Genomic DNA, 17178 nt, shown 5'->3' with positions numbered 1-17178 from the left:
CTGGATTGCCCCGGAGTCTTGTCATGCGTGAATTGAGCCTGGACCGCCTGCGCACCCTGGTCGCCATCGCCGACCTGGGTTCCTTTGCCGCCGCCGCCCGCGAGCTGCACCTGGCGCCCCCTACGGTAAGCCTGCACATCAGCGAGCTGGAAGAGCGTATCGGAGCGCCGCTGCTGTTGCGCCAGCGCAGCCAGGTGCGGCCCTCGGGTATCGGTGCCACCTTGATTGCACGCGCCCGGCAATTGCTGGCGGCTGCTGATCAGGCATTGGAAGAAGTGGAGCGTCAGGTACAGGGGCTGGCGGGGCGTGTGCGGCTGGGCGCCTCCACGGGCGCCATCGCGACCCTGCTGCCGCAAGTACTGGAGCGGCTGGGCCAGCGGCATCCGGGAATCGACGTACAGATCCACATCCTGACATCGCAGGAAACCTTGTCGCAACTGACTGAAGGGCGGCTCGACATCGGTCTGGTGGCGCTGCCGCAATCGCCAGTGGGCGGCTTGACCGTCAAGCCCTGGCGGCGCGATCCGGTGATGGCATTTCTGCCGGCGGCGTGGAAGGCGCCACGGTGGGTGACGCCCGCGTGGCTGGCGGCGCAGCCGCTGATCCTCAATGCACCGGAGACGCGGCTCTCGCGCCTGACCGGTGAATGGTTTGCCGGCGCCGGAGAAAACCCGATGCCGCGTATTCAGCTCAATTTCAACGATGCGATCAAGAGTCTGGTGGCGGCCGGTTATGGCGCGACGTTGTTGCCGCACGAAGCCACTGCGCGGGCCAGCGCGGTACCGCTGGATCCGCGCATCGTCATGCGGCCATTACGGCCGGCGCTGTGGCGGCCACTGGGTATTGCGCATCGCGCCACCCAACTGGAACCGGCCACGCGTCACGTACTGGAAGCGCTGTGGGAGATCAAGCCGTTGAAGATGGCGCGTTCGCGTTCGTAAGTGCTGCTGTGGTGAGGCTGCGGGTTCAGGACACGGCGGGCTGGTGCAGGCGCTGCTGCACGCAGCGCGTGACCATGGCCATGTAATCGGCCGTGCGTGCGGGCTTGGCGGCATACCAGATGCGGCTGTCCTGCTCCTGCGCGAAATCGGTGGACAAGGGCGCCGCCGTGAAGAGCACCAGTGGGATATGCGCCAGTTGCTGGTAGACGCACAGGGTGCGCAGCAATTCATAGCCCTCCGTGCCCGAGAAGCTGCGCGGGTCCAGCAGGATCATGGCCGGCAGGTCCCTGCTGCGGCACAGCGCCTGCGTGAGCAGGGAGGCATTGGCCAGCTCGGCATCATCGAACCATTCGAACTGGCAGGGCAACTGGCTGCGCCAGAGCGCAAAGCGCGCAGTTTCGATGGCGTCCAGGTCGGCGTCGATGACGAGGATGCGGGGCAGGTGATGAGTCAGGGACATGGCGGCCTCCTTGCTGGTATGGAGGCATCTTAGGAGAGCTGCGCCGGGAGGGGTATCAGGAGCTTCCTGATGGGCTTGCCTGCACGCGAGCGACGCGGGCCAGCCGGAGAAAAGAATGTGGGGAGGGAAGCGCCGGAGCGACGTTCAGGCGCCGTCGCGGGCGCTGTTTTCGAACTGGCGGGCGTATTCGGCGCGACGCGCCTGGTCGGATTCGATCAGCAGGCGATAGCGGGTTTCCGAAACGCGCTGCTGCAGCACCGCCGCGTAGCGTTCGCGCTGCAGCCATTCGATGATGATCGAGGCAGTGGCGACGATGACGGTGTAGACCAGGATCAGGAAGATGTCCTTGTCATTCAATCCGTCGATCGTGTAGTAGGGCTTGCGGAAGAAGAACATGGCCGTGGGGATGCTCACGGCCAGCAGGCCCAGGGAATACAGATAGCCGAAGAGATAGCTCATCACGATGCAATTGACGGCGAAAAACAGCATCGACAGCGATTCTTCGACAAACGGTGCTAGCGCATAGCGCAGTCCGAACGCCGCCACGAAGCCGAACGTGCTGACGTACAGTGGCCGGAAGCCCTGCGGGCGCCAGCTCTTGGCGTTCTTGAGTCGGATCAGGCTCATGATGGTTTGGGAATGGGGGCGGGTCGTGTCCATCTTCATTGACATCGCACCGTGGTGCAATGGGATCATGTTAAGAATGTTGTCTGTCAAAAGGCTGACCGGCGGCGCAAGGACGCGTCGTTGTTGTTCCTGTGCATCAACTCAGTAGCGCCTGTCCTTCAGCGGTGAGGAGTGGGCGAGATATTTGCGGCTGATCTCGTTGCCGTGGATTTCGATGCTGCGCTTGATGAACATCACGGTTTCATTGGTGACGATCTCGCGTTCATTGTCCACCGTGATGATGTGATAACAGTCGCCCAGCCAGACCACCTTGCGCACCTCGGCATTGATCTGCTGCAGGATCATTTCGGCGTTGCGCGGCGAGGCGGTCTCGTCGTCGATGGAATGGATGATCAGGGTATCGGTGCGCACCAGCGGCAGCGAGCTGCGCACGAAGGCGATCATGCGCAGTGCCGCGCGCAGGTGGCGCGCCGGAATGGAGGCCGCCCCCACGGCTGCGACGCCATCCTTTTCCAGCGCGGCAGCCACGCGCCTGCGCATCTCGAAGTTCTTGATGCCGTAGGGTTCGCTTTCCTTGTAGGACCAGTTGCGCAGGCCCAGGTCGTAGACCACGGTGAGGAGCTTCCAGTACCAGGGGACCGACCAGCCGTCGTATTGCAGCACCGGAGAGAGCAGTACCACCGAGAGCAGCTCCTTGCTACGCGCAGCCACTGCCAGCGCCAGCGTGGCACCCATGGACAGGCCGCACAGCGAGACGGTACGGAATTCTTCCTTCAGCCGTGCCACCCGGCTCTCGACCACGGCGCACCAGTCTTCCCAGTCGGGTGAGACGCGCGGATTGGTCAGGGCGGCGGAATAATTGTCGATGTTCAGCGGGATGACGGTGCAGCCGGCCTTCTTCAGCTGCTTGGGGATGGAGCCCATTTCCAGTTGCGAACCGCACAAGCCGTGCAGCAGGATCACTGCGTGGTCCTTGTGGGGACCGCCATGACGCTCTTCGGTGGGCCGCTCGTCGGCAGGCTCGGCAGTCCTGCCCCCCGGCCCGCTGGTGTGAATGGATGACAGTGAGTCCATAAATCTTCAAACGCTTTTCGCACCTTGTCGGCGCGGCCTGGCGAATCGTTCGCCTCCCGTTCAGTACGAGTAAGCGGGACGACGCTTGAGCGCGTTCTGTTTCCCGGCTACCAACTCCGCTGCCGTCCAGGCGGATGACTTTGGGCGAAAGTCTAACTGTCTGAAAGGAATGTTGCCAGCGTTTATCAGATGCACTCCCGGAAACGCCGGGGGAGGGTGGCTTGTATTGCTATCCGGCAGGAAAATGACAATCCGATGACAGGATAACGTTGTAATGGCGCAATGGGTGCACAAGACTTCATATTTTGGCCAAAACAGGCGGAGGGAGGCCGGATGTTGCCGCGTAGCGACAGCCCCAGCAAAAAGCCCTTCGAGCGAACTCGAAGGGCCTTGTTGAACAGGTGGAGCGCGGTCAGCGGGATCAGCCGCGGCCTTCCAGGTGGCCATTGACCACGCGCACCTGGTCGCCGACGCGCCAGTTCTCGCTGCTTTGCGGGAAGCTGCGGGTCTTGCCGTTTTCCATACGGACATCGACCACATAGCTGGTGGTGGCACGCACATTCTTTTCGACCTCGTTACCGGCATAGCCGCCGCCGACGGCACCGGCGATGGTGGCCAGGGTGCGGCCGGTGCCGCCGCCGATCTGGTTGCCCAGCAAGCCACCGACCACGGCGCCACCGGCAATGCCCACGCCGCTGGTGGGGGCGGTATGGCGCACGGCGCGCACGCCGATCACTTCACCGCAGCTGCTGCAGATGGCCGGCGCGCGCTGCGCCGCCGGGGCTGCCGCCTGGGCCGGATAGGCGCCAGGCTGCGGCTGGTAGGAAGTCGATTGCGGGGCCGGCTGCTGCGCCAGCGCCTGCTGTTGTTGCGGCGCAGTCTGAGCGGGTTGCTCCAGGGCCGCGACCTGCTGCGGCGAATTGGCGCTCTTGGAGCTGGGCAGCAGGCCCGTCATGGCGGCCACGCCGATCAGGCTGACCAGGATGACGGCCACCGATGCACCGGCGACCAGCGGATGGATGCGGCCCGACGACGGCTGGGAGGGTTGGGCCAGGGCGTTGTTGTTCGCATTCAGGTTTTGTGGGGTGTTGGTTTCCATGATGACCTCTCTAGTTGTTCTGTTGTCGTTGATGAGTGGATGACTGGATTATGGAGTGGTCATGGGCCAAAAAAAATCCCGATTCTGTGTCAGTTGTAAGGACATGTAATCCTGCAACAGCGGCCCGTAAAGCGGGTTTGCGGCAAGCAACGGCAGGCGGAAAGGGGGGGCTGTGATGCGGGGCGCGCAGCAGGGCAATGACGATATCAGCCCGGGAGTGGCGCAGGGGCGCCGTCTCCCGGTGCAGCGGGATCAGTCTTCGCGGCGCAGGTGCGGGAACAGGATCACGTCGCGGATGTTGGGCGAGTCGGTGATGAGCATCATCAGGCGGTCGATGCCGATGCCGCAGCCACCGGCCGGGGGCATGCCGTATTCCAGGGCACGGATGTAGTCGGCGTCGTAGTACATGGCTTCTTCGTCGCCGGCGTCCTTGGCGGCCACTTGCGCCTGGAAGCGGGCGGCCTGGTCTTCGGCGTCATTCAACTCGGAGAAGCCGTTGGCGATCTCGCGGCCGGTAATGAACAGCTCGAAGCGCTCGGTGATGCCGGCCACCGTGTCGGAAGCGCGCGCCAGCGGCGAGACTTCGACCGGATAGTCGATGATGTAGGTCGGGTTCCACAGCTGCGATTCGGCCGTTTCTTCGAACAGCGCCAGTTGCAGCGCACCGATGCCGGCACCGGCCAGCGGGGCCTGGTCGGTCTTGACGCCGAATTTCTTGAGTTCGGCGCGCAGGAAATCGATGTCGGTCAGTTGTGCTTCGGTGTAGTTGGGGGCGTACTTCAGGATCGCGCCGGTGATGGTCAGGCGGTCGAAGGGCTTGGACAGGTCCAGCTCGCGGCCCTGATAGGTCAGTACCGCAGTGCCGTGGGCGTCGATGGCAGCCTGGCGGATCACTTGTTCGGTGAAGCCCATCAGCCACTGGTAATCCACGTAGGCGGCGTAGAACTCCATCATCGTGAATTCGGGATTGTGACGCGGCGAGACACCTTCGTTGCGGAAGTTGCGGTTGATCTCGAAGACGCGCTCGAAGCCGCCCACCACCAGGCGCTTCAGGTACAGCTCGGGGGCGATGCGCATGAACATCTGCATGTCCAGAGCATTGTGGTGGGTGATGAAGGGCTTGGCCGCCGCGCCGCCCGGGATCGGGTGCAGCATCGGGGTTTCCACTTCCATGAAGCCGTTGGTTTCCATGAAGCGGCGGATCGACGACATCGCGGCGGTACGCGCCTTGAAGGTGCGGCGGGTCTCTTCGCTCATGATCAGGTCGACGTAGCGCTGGCGATACTTCATTTCCTGGTCGGCCAGGCCGTGGAACTTGTCCGGCAGCGGGCGCAGCGACTTGGTGATGAGCTTCAACCTGGTGACCTTGATGGACAGTTCGCCGGTCTTGGTCTTGAAGAGCGACCCTTCGGCGCCCAGGATGTCGCCCAGGTCATAGTGCTTGAAGGCGGCCATGGCTTCTTCGCCGGTGACGTCACGGGTCACGTAGAGCTGGATGCGGCCGTCGGCGCGCGCGCCCGAGGCATCCTGCAGGGTGGCGAAGGCGGCCTTGCCCATGACCCGCTTCAACATCATGCGGCCGGCGACGGTGACGGTGACCGGCTCGGCTTCCAGGGCTTCGTTCTCGAAGCCGTCATATTTCGCATGCAGGTCGGCGGCGTTGTTGGCCGGACGGAAATCGTTGGGGAAGGCGACGCCCTGCTCGCGGATGGCCGCCAGCTTGGCGCGGCGCTCGGCGATGATGCTGTTCTCGTCGGCTGCCGGCTGGGCGGCGGGGGTGTTTTGCGTGGTCATGGTTGGAATTCTTGAAGGTTGAACGGTCGGATCGGCAAGAGCCGGCCGCGCAGCAGGACCGCGCGGCCGCGTGGATCAGACGCCCTGTTTCAGCGAGGCCGCGATGAAGTCGTCGATGTCGCCATCGAGGACGGCCTTGGTGTTGCCGGTTTCGAAGTTGGTGCGCAAGTCCTTGATGCGGGACTGGTCCAGCACGTAGGAGCGGATCTGGTGGCCCCAGCCGACGTCGGTCTTGGAGTCTTCCAGTTTCTGCTGTTCGCTCATGCGCTTGCGCAGTTCCAGTTCGAACAGTTTGGCGCGCAGCATGTCCCAGGCTTCGGCCCGGTTGCGGTGCTGGCTGCGGTCGTTCTGGCATTGCACGACGATGCCCGAGGGCGCGTGCGTGAGACGTACGGCGGAGTCGGTCTTGTTAATGTGCTGGCCACCGGCACCGGAGGCGCGGTAGGTATCGACACGTACGTCGGCCGGGTTGATCTCGATCTCGAAGGATTCATCCACTTCGGGGTAGACGAAGAGGCTGGAGAAGGAGGTATGGCGGCCATTGGACGAGTCGAAGGGCGACTTGCGCACCAGGCGGTGCACGCCCGTTTCGGTACGCAGGAAGCCGTAGGCGTATTCACCCTCGACCTTGATGGTGGCGGTCTTGATGCCGGCCACTTCACCGTCGGACTGTTCCAGGATCTCGGCCTTGAAGCCCTTGCGTTCGCAGTAGCGCAGGTACTGGCGCAGCAGCATGGACGCCCAGTCCTGGGCTTCGGTACCGCCGGCACCGGCCTGGATGTCGATGAAGCAGTTGTTGGCGTCCATGGGGCCGCTGAACATGCGGCGGAATTCCATGTCTTCGACCAGCTTCTTCAGGTTCTCGGCATCGGCTTCGATGGCGACGATGGTGTCCTCGTCCTTTTCCTCGCGCGCCATCTCGAAGAGGTCGCGGGCATCGGTCAGTTCGCTATCGATCTTGATGAGGGTGTGGACGATCGCTTCCAGCGATTTCTTTTCCTTGCCGAGGTCCTGGGCCCGCTTCTGGTCGTTCCAGACGTTGGGGTCTTCCAGTTCGGCGTTGACTTGTTCGAGTTTCTCCGACTTCACATCGAAGTCAAAGATACCTCCGAAGCTCGGTGGCGCGGGTGGCCAGATCATCGAGCAAGGATTGGAGGGAATTGAGGCGTTCTGCTTCCATGATGGTTTCTTTTGCGATCAAACCTTGAATTATACAAGAGGAGGAGGGCAGTTTCACCCCCGTCACGCGCCTGTCATTTTCCCTCGCTACCATCGGCGCGCTTGTTTGACTGACAAAATACTGACGGCAGCGTCCGCCGCTGCCCGACATCTGCTAGCCACTTCCGGAGAATACTCGATGAGACAGCCTGCCCCCACCGCCACCCCCGCCGTCGCCGACCAGCCGCAAGCCGGCCGCCGCAACCTGCTCAAGGCCCTGGGCGCTGCGCCCCTGTTGCCGCTGACCGGCGGCCTGTCGGCCTCGGCCCTGCTGGCCGCGTGTGCCACTCCGGGCACGGGCAAGCCCTTCGCCTCGGCGCGCTTCACCGGCATGCCGGCCCCGACCCTGGACAACCCGGCCGCGATGGCGTCCACCACCGTCGGTTCGGCGCTGGAAGTGACCTTTGCCGATGGCAGCAAGCAGAGCTACAAGCTGGCCTACCAGCCCTTCTTCATGACCGGTGACATGGTGCCCGACGGAAAGGGCGGCACCATCCTGGCCGGCGGCTACCTGGACATCAACAACCAGCCCATCATCGACCGCTCGGTGCCGGGCAAAGAGCGCCAGTTCTATTCCGACTGCCCGGATGGCTCTTCGCTGCTCACCGTGGCCGGTGCCAAGGTGCCCGGCGTGAAGGGCAATGCGGTGTTTGCCGTGGTGCAATTCGAATACACCACGCGCGACCAGAAGCAGGCCGCCATGTACGGCCAGCTGCCGTCACCCATTGCCGTGCTGACGCTGGACCAGGACCCGTCCTCGGGCAAGCTCTCGCTGGTGCAATACCACAACGTCGATACCTCCCGGGTCAACGGCCTGTGGATCACCTGCGGCGCCAGCCTGTCGCCCTGGAATACGCACCTGTCGTCGGAAGAATATGAACCGGACGCCTCGGCCATCGCCTCCAATGCGCAGTTCAAGGCCTTCAGCAAGAATCTCTATGGCGACGAGAACCGCGCCAATCCCTACCACTACGGCCACCTGCCGGAGGTGACCGTCAACCCGGACGGCACCGGCTCCATCAAGAAGCACTACTGCCTGGGCCGCATCTCGCACGAACTGGTGCAGGTCATGCCCGACCAGCGCACGGTGTTGATGGGCGACGATGCCACCAATGGCGGCCTGTTCATGTTCATTGCCGACCGCGCGGCCGACCTGTCCTCGGGCACGCTCTATGTGGCGCGCTGGGAGCAGGTCTCGGGCGTCGGCCCGGGCGCCGGCAAGCTGTCCTGGGTACGCCTGGGCAGCGCCACCAGCGCCGAGGTCAAGGCCATGGCGGACCGCTACAAGGCCGCCGACATCATGGACATCCGCACCACCGATCCGGCCGATGGCTCCTTCTCCAAGATCCCGTTCAATGGCAAGTTCAACTGGGTGCGCGTCAAGCCCGGCATGGAGAAGGCCGCCGCCTTCCTGGAGACCCACCGTTATGCGGCGCTGGCCGGTGGCAGCCTGGGCTTCACCAAGATGGAAGGCACCACCGTCAATGCGCGTGACAAGATCGCCTATTCGGCCATGTCCTATGTGCAGACGTCGATGCTCAATGGCTCCGGCCATATCAAGGTCGAAGGCCCCAAGGCCGGTGCCGTGTATGCCCTGAACCTGCGCGGCGGCCAGCGCGATGCGGCGGGCAAGGCCATCGACAGCGAATGGGTGGCCATCGACATGGCCCCGCCGGCGGCCCTGGTCGGTGTGGACCTGAAGACCCCGGATGCACTGGGCAACCTGGCCGACCAGGAACACATCGCCAATCCGGACAACATCAAGTTCTCCGAAAAGCTGCGCACTTTGTTCATCGGCGAAGACAGTGGTATGCACGTCAACAACTTCCTGTGGGCCTACAACGTCGATACCAAGGCGCTCACCCGCGTGCTGTCCTGCCCGGCGGGTGCCGAATCGACCGGTCTGCATGCGGTCGACGAGATCAATGGCTGGACCTACGTGATGAGCAACTTCCAGCATGCCGGCGACTGGGAAAAGGGCTTGCACGACAAGGTGAAGGACACCCTCGATCCGCTGGTGCGGGCCAACTACAAGGACCGCTTCGGTGCCACGGTGGGTTACCTGACCGGGTTGCCGCATATCGGCAAGGCCTGATGTGAAGTAAAAGGGTTCACCCTGAAGGCGGGTGGACGGAACACATTCTGCCAGGATCAGTCCTAGGAGTTCGTTCCGTCCCGCCCGCCGATGAACAGAAAGCCGCTTTCCTCCCTGCTGCTCTCGCTGCTGTGTGCCACCCTTCTGGCCGCATGCGCCAGTACTCCCGCGCCGCATGGCGAGGTCAAGGGCGCCCCGGCCAGTTCACGCGAGATGGGGCAATCGGACAGCAACCGCGTGGCCACCCTGGCCATGCGGGCCAACCTGGATAGCCTGTATCTGTTGATGTCCAAGCTGTACCGGCGCAATCCGGCCGAATGGAAAAAGACCGCCCCTAGCCGCGAAGAGGCAGAAAAGAAAGTGCGCCAGGCCATCGAAGAGCGCCAGGCCTGGCCCGAGTTGCAAGGCAAGCGCGACATCCAGGCCATGACCCTGGCCTTGTCGGCGGAGTTCAAGGGTGACCGGGTAGCCGCCTTCATCGATGCCACTGCCGATATGATCATCGTTGCGCACGGCAACAAGATCGAATTCTTCCTGGTCGACGGGCTCGATGCCCAGCATCTCTACAATGCCGCGCGCAACGTGGAAATTGCCGCCTGGATTCTGGCCAGCCGGCGCAATGCTGCGGGCGCGCCCCTGCTGTTGTCCGACGAGATCGGCAACGAGGCGCGCAATCTGAGTTTTGAACGTGAATTCGGCAAGATCGTCGGCCGCCTGGACCTGATGGCCGAATTCATGACCGAGCGCTATCGGCGCGCCGGCATCAGTTATGTGCAGAACCTGCTGGGCGGCTCGTTCCTGCAGTTTCTGCCGGTGCGCTGAGTTCTTCTGCCGCTGCCGGCCGCGCCGGGGCAATCACGTAGCAGCCGCGCCCGTTGCCCTTGGCGGCGTACATGGCCTTGTCGGCCGCTTGCAGGAGGCTGTCGGCATCACAACTGCCGTCACAGACGGCAATGCCAACCGACACCCCTAGCTGGAATACGCCCTGAGGCAGGTGTAGCGGCTCGGACACCACCCTGATGCATTTTTCGGCCAGCACCTGGGCGCCAGTTTCAAAGGGCCGGCCGAGGTCGGTGACGAGCAGCACGAATTCGTCTCCGCCCACCCGCGCCAGGGTGTCGCCGTGGCGCGCCACCTGGCGCAGGCGCCGCGTGACTTCCTGCAGCACCTGGTCGCCGGCCTTGTGGCCGAGGGTGTCGTTGATGGGCTTGAAGCCGTCCAGGTCCAGGAACAGCAGCGCCACGCCATTGCGTTCGCGGCAGGCGTGGGTCAGTGCGGCTTGCATGCGCTCGGCCAGCATCATGCGGTTGGGCAGGCCGGTGAGCACGTCATGATGGGCCTGGTGCTGCAGTTCGGCCTGATGCATCTTCAGCCGCGACAGCAAGCCATTGAAGGCCATGGTCAGATGTCCGACTTCATCGCGCCGCTCCACCGGCAGCGGCGACAGCGGCAGCTCGCCGCGCGTCATGCGGCGGGCCAGGTCGGCGGCGCGGTGCAAGGGACGGAAGAACCAGAAATACGCCCCCAGCACCAGCGCCAGGATGATCACCGACTGGATCAGGCCACCGCGTCCGATCAGGGCGCGCGTACTCTCGGCTTTGGGCACGGCCGCCGCCAGCGGCAAGCTCACGGCGACCATCCAGTCGGTGTCCGGTACCGAGGCGAACGCCTTGATCTCGTTGACGCCATTGGCCGCCCGGCCCACGCCATTGCCACGGAAACCTTGCAGGGCCTGGTCCATCAACGGATCCTGGCCGGCAGGGGGCAGCAGCGTCAACTGCAAGGCCTCGTCGCTGGAGGCGATGACCATCCGCTGCGCCGGCGCAATGAGCAAGAAGCTGCCGGTGGGTTCCCGCCGCGCCCGCTGCAGGTGATCGAGCAGGCCCGGCGCGTTCAGTTCGTGGCTGCCGCCCATCACGCCGACGATCTGGCCTGCGGCGTTGCGCAGCGGGGTCAGCATGGCGATGACGGGTTTGCCGGAAACCGGATTGGCCAGAGGCGGGCAGATCACGGTGTCACCCTGCAGCGCCCGCTCGAAGTCGGCGTACCGGGTCAGTGACAGGGCACGACCCCCGTTGAGGGTGGGGTGGTCCACCACGATGCGGCCATGGAGGTCGGCGATGAAGAGGCCTTGCCCGAACAAGGGCAGCAGTTGCTGATGGCCTTCCAGCCAGCCGCGTGCCGCCGCCGGGTCTTCCTGCAGGCCCTGGGGAAGGTGCCGCGACAAGCCTTCCAGATAATGAACGCGCTCCTGCAGACGGTAGCCGATGTCCTCGGCCAGGTAGGTGGCGATGGTGCTTTGCTGGTCGGCGGTGACCTGGGCCTGTTCTTTTTCCAGGAAGCCCACCAGCAGGTAATAGCGCAGCACCGCACTGCCCACGATCAGCGCGAGGCCGAACAGGACGAGCCGGGTCACCAGGCTGCAATTGAAGCGCTTGATCTTCATTCGGGGTTTGATGTTGTTGTTATGGCGGGAGCGCCCGCGTAGCCAGCTTCCCTCAACGCTGGCCGAAAGTCGTCCCGGTCCGACATTGTGCCATTGCAACCAAGCGCCTGGCAGCCTTTTTTGTACACTGTTGTCAGTCTGCGATCCGCGCCTGGCGCGGCTTGCGCGGCCAGGTGTGCGTGTCAGCGTGTCGTCAGGATCAGGCGGGTTCGGCGTGTTCCACCATCAGTTGCACGGTGGTCTTGCCGTTGTACTCATTGGCATCCAGCCGGAAGGCCACCTGGGCATGGTCGGGCAGGGCATCGGTATGGCCGAACCAGATGGCGTCGTACTTGCGGCCGCCTTTTTCCAGTTGCAGCTTGAGGTGCTTGTCCTTGAGGATGCGCTGGCTGAGCACGCGGAAATGGTCGCAGAAGACCGGCGGTGCGAAGCCCTGACCCCACACTTGCTGGTCCATCAGGCTGATGAATTCCACGGAGTAGTAACTCTCTTCCAGTTCGCCATCGGTTTCGATGACGCGCTCCAGCTGGTTTTGCGTCAGCCAGTCGCGGCCGACTGCTTCGAAGGCCTGTGAAAAGGCATCGAAGGCCTCGGCATGGATGGTCAGCCCGGCCGCCATGGCATGGCCGCCGAACTTGGTCATCACCGAGGGCGCATGCTTGGATACCAGGTCCAGCGCATCGCGCAGGTGGAAGCCCGCAATCGAGCGGCCCGACCCCTTGATGAACCCTTCATCGCCCGGCGCGAAGGTGATCGTGGGACGGTAGAACTTGTCCTTCAGGCGCGAGGCCACGATGCCGATCACGCCCTGGTGCCAGGAGGGATCGAAGACCGCGATGGTGCGGCGGTCGGCCGGGTTGAAGTCGTCCAGCAGCAGCAGGGCGGTATCCTGCATGCCGGCTTCGATGTCGCGCCGTTCGCGGTTGATGGCGTCCAGTTGCTGGGCGATGGCCCAGGCGCGGCCTTCGTCGTCGGTGGTCAGGCATTCGATGCCCAGCGACATGTCGGCCAGGCGGCCGGCCGCGTTCAGGCGCGGGCCGACGGCGAAACCGAGGTCGAAGGGCGTGGCCCGGCGCGCCTCGCGGCCGGCCGCGCGGAACAGGGCGGCAATGCCGGGATGCATCTTGCCGCTGCGCATGCGCTTCAAGCCCTGTGCCACCAGGATGCGGTTGTTGGCGTCCAGTTTCACCACGTCGGCCACCGTGCCCAGCGCCACCAGATCGAGCAGGCTGTCCAGGCGCGGCTGGGTCTGGGCGTCGAAGAGGCCGCGCTTGCGCATCTCGGCGCGCAAGGCCAGCAAGACGTAGAACATCACCCCCACGCCCGCCAGGTTCTTGCTGGGGAAGCCGCACTGCGGCTGGTTGGGATTGACGATCACCCGGGCGTCCGGCAGGGCGTCGCCCGGCAGGTGGTGGTCGGTCACCACCACGTCGATGCCGCGCCGCTTGGCCTCGGCCACCCCATCGATGCTGGCGATGCCGTTGTCGACGGTGACGATGATGTCGGGATGCTTCTCGCGCACGGTCAGTTCGACGATCTCGGGCGTGAGGCCATAACCGTACTCGAAGCGATTGGGCACGATGTAGTCCACCTGCGCCCCCAACAGGCGCAGTCCGCGCAGGCCGACCGCGCAGGCGGTGGCGCCGTCGCAGTCATAGTCGGCGACGATGACCAGTTTCTTGCGCGCGGCGATGGCATCGGCCAGGTAGCTGGCGGCGGCATCGATGTGCAGCAGGCCGGACGGGGCGATCAGGGCATTGAGTTCGCTGGCCAGCTCACGCGCGGTGGACAGGCCGCGCGCCGCATAGACGCGCGCCAGCACCGGATGCACGCCTTCGGCAATGAGTTGTTCCGCCTGGGCGATGTCATAGGCACGGGTGGTCACGCGAATCATGCCGACAGCCCCGACAGTGAAGGTTTGCGCCAGAAACGCCGCAGTGCGCCGCGCGTGATGGCGACTTCCTGACTGCGGTCCGCGCCGGTCAGGATCAGGTTCAGCGACTCCAGCGCGCCCGCCCGCAGCGACACCAGCAAGGGCGCCAGCCAGTCGCGGTCCAGGTGTTCCAGATGTTGCAGCCACAGGCCCCATTCCTCGGCGAGCGCGGCTTCGGCCAGAGCATCGAGCACCAGCAGGCGATGGCCGCCGGTTTGCACGATCTGGGCCGCACCACCCTCCTTGGTTTCTTCGCCGAAGGCGCGCAGCCAGCCGCGCAGGCCGAAGCGGGCGGCATAGCGGTCCTGGGCCAGCGTGGCGGCGTTGGCGCCGCCCCAGATCCAGATCGAATTGATGGCCTTCTGGCCGCGCATTTCGCGCTGTTCGTTGAGGGACTCGGCGAACCACTGCATCTGCACCTCATTTTGCAGCTTGCGCCAGGCCAGCTCGCCCGGACCTTCCGGCATCCAGATGTCGACATTGCGTCCGCTGGCCGCCGAAGGCGTGGAGGTGCGCAGCCCCGCCCAGGCATCGGCCCGGATGAACCAGGTGCGGGCGTCGCCATAGACCAGTTCATGACCGATCTCGGTAAAGAGCGGCAGGGCGGCGGCGAACAGGCGGCGCGATTCGTCCTCTTCCAGTTGCAGCTGGCCGATGTCGGTCAGCACCAGATGGTCGCGTGCCACGTGGATGTGCGCGGGGTGGAGCACGAACCAGTGACCGGCTGCAGGCGCGTGGCCCAGGCGTTGCATCAGCGCACTGGCCGCGGCAGGGCTGGAATCCTGCGGCGCAGCGGGCAGGCCGAAGCGCTGGGCCAGCCAGTGTTCATGCGGCAGGGCGCGTGAAAACGGATCATGCGACTGGCGCGGCGCGGCCTTGCCCCGGCCCAGCAGCATGGCCAGGGCCGGCGCCTGGCACTGGCGCAGCAGGTCGCGCGCCAGCTCGGCCGGGGGCAGGGCGAACGGAATGAGGATGTCGAGTTGATTCATGGGGCGCTATTTTAGCGGCTGGCGCGCCGCTTGGCCCCGTCGCCTGCACAAAGCTTCACTTCAAGGCAGTGTCATTGCTTGTTCCAGGCGGTTTTGGCGCGCTGTCGCACCAGCATGCGCACGCTGTCCGGCATGGGCGTGCGGGCGCCGTTGACCTCGGCCGAGAGCCACAGGCTGTCGTCGAAGAAAGGCAGCATGCGCGGCGTGATGAAGCGGCTGCGGATGCCGTTGACGTGGCGGTCGCCCTGCGCGGTCTGCTGGGTGATGTAGAAGCGCTGCGGCACCACCAGATGCAGATACTCCTTGGCGCGCGTCATGGCCACGTACAGCAGCCGCCGCTCTTCGGCGATCTCGGCCTCGCTGCCGGTGGCCAGATCGGACGGGATGCAGCCATCGACCACGTTCAGGACATGCACCGAACGCCATTCCTGGCCCTTGGCGGAGTGGATGGTGGAGAGCGTCAGGTAATCCTCGTCGCGGTAGGGCGGGGCGGAGAAGTCGCTGCTGGCCTCGGGCGGGTCCAGCGTCAGTTCGGTGAGGAATTTCTCGCGCGAGGCGTAGCCATTGGCCAGCGCGGTCAGTTGCTCGATGTCGGCGGCGCGGGCATCGGCATCTTCGTAGCGTTGCTCCAGTTGCGGCAGATACCAGTCGCGTGCGGCCTGGATGTCGGTCGGCCAGGCGGCGCTGGCTCGGCGCATCAGGGCATAGGTGTCGGCAAAGGCCTGCCATTGCAGGGCGATGGCGGAAGGCGCACCGAAGTTCAGCAGCGCATCGGCCGGGTCGCTGGCCGCGGCCATCAGGTCCAGCACTTTCCTGGCGGTCGCCGGACCGACGCCGGGAATCAATTGCAGCGCCCGGAAGCCGGCCATGCGGCCGCTGGGATTGTGCGCCAGGCGCAGCAGCGACAGCAGGTCCTTGACGTGCGTGCTTTCCAGGAACTTGAGGCCGCCGAACTTCACGAAGGGGATGTTGCGCCGGACCAGCTCCAGTTCCAGCGCCGCGCTGTGGGTGGCGGTACGAAACAGCACCGCCTGGGATTTCAGGGTGAGCCCTTCTTCACGATGCGCCAGGATGCGGTTGGCCACCCAGCGCGCCTGTTCGCCCTCATCCGGGATCACGACCAGTTGCGGCTTCTGCGAGGAAGGCTTGTCGCTCCAGAGCTGCTTGACGTGGCGCTCCGGCGCATCGGAGATGACCGCATTGGAAGCCTGCAGGATGGGCTGCGTGGAGCGGTAGTTCTGTTCCAGCGTCAACAGCCGCGCCGGCTGCGTGAACAGCTCGGGGAAGTCGAGGATGTTGCGCACCGTGGCGCCGCGGAAGGAATAGATGGACTGGGCATCGTCGCCCACGGCCGTCACGCCGGCGCCATCGGGTTTCATTCTTTGCAGGATCTCGGCTTGCAGGCGGTTGGTGTCCTGGTATTCATCCACCAGCACATGGTCGAAGCGCGCCCCCACCGACTGCGCGATCTCGGGGTGGGACAGCATGTCGGCCCAGAACAGCAGCAGGTCATCGTAATCCAGCACGTGCTGGGCTTCCTTGGCCTCGACGTAGCGGCTGAACAGCTCGCCCAGCAGCCTTTCCCATTCGCGGCACCAGGGGAACTGGGTCTGCAGCACCGTGCCCAGATCGTGCCGGGTATTGACCGCACGTGAATAAATGGACAGACAGGTGGCCTTCAGCGGAAAGCGTTTGTCGGTGGCCGACAGCCCCATCTCATGGCGCAGCAGTCCGATCAGGTCTTCCGAATCGCCGCGATCCTGGATGGTGAAGTCTTCTTCCAATCCGATGACGGCCGCGTATTCCCGCAACAGGCGCGCGCCGATGGCGTGGAAGGTGCCCGACCACGGCAGTTGCGGCGGGGCATCGGCGGCGCCCAGGCCCAGCACCTGGCGGATCACTTGTTCCACACGGCGGCCCATGTCGGCGGCGGCCCGGCGCGAGAAGGTCAGCAGCAGGATGCGCTGCGGGTCGGCGCCGTCCAGGATCAGCCGCGCCACCCGGTGCGCCAGGGTATTGGTCTTGCCCGAACCGGCCCCGGCCACGATCAGCAGCGGCGGCTGTTGCGCCGGGGGCAGCTTGCTGCCGTGATCGACGGCTTCGCGCTGCCGGGCGTTCAGGCGCGCGAACGGATCGCGCTCGGCAGCGGGAGGGCTGCAGGTGTCGGGCGCGTCCTGGGTCAGTTCGGAGGGCATGGTGCAGGGAAATTCATAGGGGCAATGGGGGAGCAAGCGGATACTGTATATATAAACAGTTTTCGCCGCAACAGCTCACGCATGCTTTATATGAAGCGTGCGGATGCGAACCTCTGCCGTGGAAGTGAATCTATCTGCATCACGGCGAGCAATCGACGGGGCAAGCGCGAGCATGGGGGCCCGGCCAGGGATGGGCCGGGGCGCCAAACTGTGGCAAACTTCGCGCTTTGTCTTCGCCCGTGTTGGCGTGCGGCCAGAGGATTGCGTTCCTGCAACGGGGGCGCGAGGTCACTGGCGGCACATTGTG

13 protein-coding genes are annotated in these 17178 nt (G+C 64.7%); 3 read left to right on the top strand and 10 right to left on the bottom strand.

The window, feature by feature from the left end:
- Positions 1-23: 23 nt before the first annotated feature.
- Positions 24-941, top strand: a complete 918-nt coding sequence (locus AACH55_RS14740) for a LysR family transcriptional regulator (protein ID WP_338715337.1) — start codon at positions 24-26, stop codon at positions 939-941.
- A gap of 25 nt (positions 942-966) precedes the next feature.
- Here AACH55_RS14740 and AACH55_RS14735 read toward each other — a convergent pair whose 3' ends face one another.
- The 6 genes from AACH55_RS14735 to prfB all read right to left on the bottom strand — a co-directional run bounded on the left by AACH55_RS14735 (position 967) and on the right by prfB (position 7175).
- Positions 967-1401, bottom strand: a complete 435-nt coding sequence (locus tag AACH55_RS14735; RefSeq protein WP_338715335.1) for a response regulator — start codon at positions 1399-1401, stop codon at positions 967-969.
- A 144-nt stretch (positions 1402-1545) separates the two neighbouring features.
- On the bottom strand, positions 1546-2028 hold the full coding sequence (locus AACH55_RS14730) for a DUF4118 domain-containing protein (protein WP_338715333.1): 483 nt from the start codon (positions 2026-2028) through the stop codon (positions 1546-1548).
- Between the two features lie 141 nt (positions 2029-2169).
- A complete protein-coding gene (locus AACH55_RS14725; protein ID WP_338715332.1) occupies positions 2170-3102 on the bottom strand; it encodes an alpha/beta fold hydrolase in 933 nt (310 codons plus the stop codon).
- 421 nt (positions 3103-3523) lie between these two features.
- Positions 3524-4201 (bottom strand): glycine zipper 2TM domain-containing protein, encoded by a 678-nt coding sequence (locus AACH55_RS14720; RefSeq protein ID WP_338715331.1) that lies wholly within the window; start codon positions 4199-4201, stop codon positions 3524-3526.
- A 252-nt stretch (positions 4202-4453) separates the two neighbouring features.
- Complete coding sequence (lysS, locus tag AACH55_RS14715; protein WP_338715330.1) at positions 4454-5995, bottom strand: lysine--tRNA ligase; 1542 nt, start codon at positions 5993-5995, stop codon at positions 4454-4456.
- 75 nt (positions 5996-6070) lie between these two features.
- A protein-coding gene (prfB, locus tag AACH55_RS14710; protein WP_338715329.1) for a peptide chain release factor 2 occupies positions 6071-7175 on the bottom strand; the annotation gives its coding sequence in 2 pieces (ribosomal slippage) (positions 6071-7093 and positions 7095-7175; 1104 coding nt in all).
- A gap of 177 nt (positions 7176-7352) precedes the next feature.
- On the opposite strand from prfB, the gene AACH55_RS14705 reads away from it, so the two are divergent.
- Positions 7353-9308 carry an alkaline phosphatase PhoX gene (locus AACH55_RS14705; RefSeq protein WP_338715328.1) on the top strand — a complete coding sequence of 652 codons (1956 nt, stop codon included), beginning with the start codon at positions 7353-7355 and terminating at the stop codon, positions 9306-9308.
- A 90-nt stretch (positions 9309-9398) separates the two neighbouring features.
- Positions 9399-10130, top strand: coding sequence for a hypothetical protein (locus AACH55_RS14700; protein WP_338715327.1), 732 nt, complete (start codon positions 9399-9401; stop codon positions 10128-10130).
- On the opposite strand, the gene AACH55_RS14695 is transcribed toward AACH55_RS14700, so the two are convergent.
- The 4 genes from AACH55_RS14695 to AACH55_RS14680 all read right to left on the bottom strand — a co-directional run bounded on the left by AACH55_RS14695 (position 10072) and on the right by AACH55_RS14680 (position 16871).
- Positions 10072-11754 carry a diguanylate cyclase gene (locus AACH55_RS14695; RefSeq protein WP_338715326.1) on the bottom strand — a complete coding sequence of 561 codons (1683 nt, stop codon included), beginning with the start codon at positions 11752-11754 and terminating at the stop codon, positions 10072-10074. The two genes, AACH55_RS14700 and AACH55_RS14695, sit on opposite strands and share 59 nt — an antisense overlap.
- A 199-nt stretch (positions 11755-11953) precedes the next feature.
- The gene (recJ, locus tag AACH55_RS14690; RefSeq protein ID WP_338715325.1) at positions 11954-13648 is read right to left on the bottom strand and encodes a single-stranded-DNA-specific exonuclease RecJ; all 1695 of its coding nucleotides are present in this window, start codon (positions 13646-13648) and stop codon (positions 11954-11956) included.
- Positions 13645-14676, bottom strand: coding sequence for a hypothetical protein (locus AACH55_RS14685; RefSeq protein WP_338715324.1), 1032 nt, complete (start codon positions 14674-14676; stop codon positions 13645-13647). Before AACH55_RS14685 ends, recJ begins: the two co-directional genes overlap by 4 nt.
- A gap of 71 nt (positions 14677-14747) precedes the next feature.
- Positions 14748-16871, bottom strand: a complete 2124-nt coding sequence (locus tag AACH55_RS14680; RefSeq protein ID WP_338715323.1) for an ATP-dependent helicase — start codon at positions 16869-16871, stop codon at positions 14748-14750.
- Between the last annotated feature and the right edge of the window lie 307 nt (positions 16872-17178).

The sequence above is a fragment of the Herbaspirillum sp. DW155 genome, from assembly GCF_037076565.1.
Classification (GTDB): Bacteria; Pseudomonadota; Gammaproteobacteria; order Burkholderiales; family Burkholderiaceae_D; genus Herbaspirillum.
Note: the sequence above shows the minus strand (reverse complement) of the source record. Positions and strands in the feature narration are given on the sequence as shown.

Bases quoted from the DNA above. Each gene is read 5' to 3' on its own strand.
- AACH55_RS14700 (WP_338715327.1), top strand. From the start codon at position 9,399: ATGAACAGAAAGCCGCTTTCCTCCCTGCTGCTCTCGCTGCTGTGTGCC.
- AACH55_RS14680 (WP_338715323.1), bottom strand. From the start codon at position 16,871: ATGCCCTCCGAACTGACCCAGGACGCGCCCGACACCTGCAGCCCTCCC.
- recJ (WP_338715325.1), bottom strand. From the start codon at position 13,648: ATGATTCGCGTGACCACCCGTGCCTATGACATCGCCCAGGCGGAACAA.
- lysS (WP_338715330.1), bottom strand. From the start codon at position 5,995: ATGACCACGCAAAACACCCCCGCCGCCCAGCCGGCAGCCGACGAGAAC.
- AACH55_RS14740 (WP_338715337.1), top strand. From the start codon at position 24: ATGCGTGAATTGAGCCTGGACCGCCTGCGCACCCTGGTCGCCATCGCC.
- AACH55_RS14695 (WP_338715326.1), bottom strand. From the start codon at position 11,754: ATGAAGATCAAGCGCTTCAATTGCAGCCTGGTGACCCGGCTCGTCCTG.
- AACH55_RS14735 (WP_338715335.1), bottom strand. From the start codon at position 1,401: ATGTCCCTGACTCATCACCTGCCCCGCATCCTCGTCATCGACGCCGAC.
- AACH55_RS14705 (WP_338715328.1), top strand. From the start codon at position 7,353: ATGAGACAGCCTGCCCCCACCGCCACCCCCGCCGTCGCCGACCAGCCG.
- AACH55_RS14725 (WP_338715332.1), bottom strand. From the start codon at position 3,102: ATGGACTCACTGTCATCCATTCACACCAGCGGGCCGGGGGGCAGGACT.
- AACH55_RS14720 (WP_338715331.1), bottom strand. From the start codon at position 4,201: ATGGAAACCAACACCCCACAAAACCTGAATGCGAACAACAACGCCCTG.
- AACH55_RS14730 (WP_338715333.1), bottom strand. From the start codon at position 2,028: ATGAGCCTGATCCGACTCAAGAACGCCAAGAGCTGGCGCCCGCAGGGC.
- AACH55_RS14685 (WP_338715324.1), bottom strand. From the start codon at position 14,676: ATGAATCAACTCGACATCCTCATTCCGTTCGCCCTGCCCCCGGCCGAG.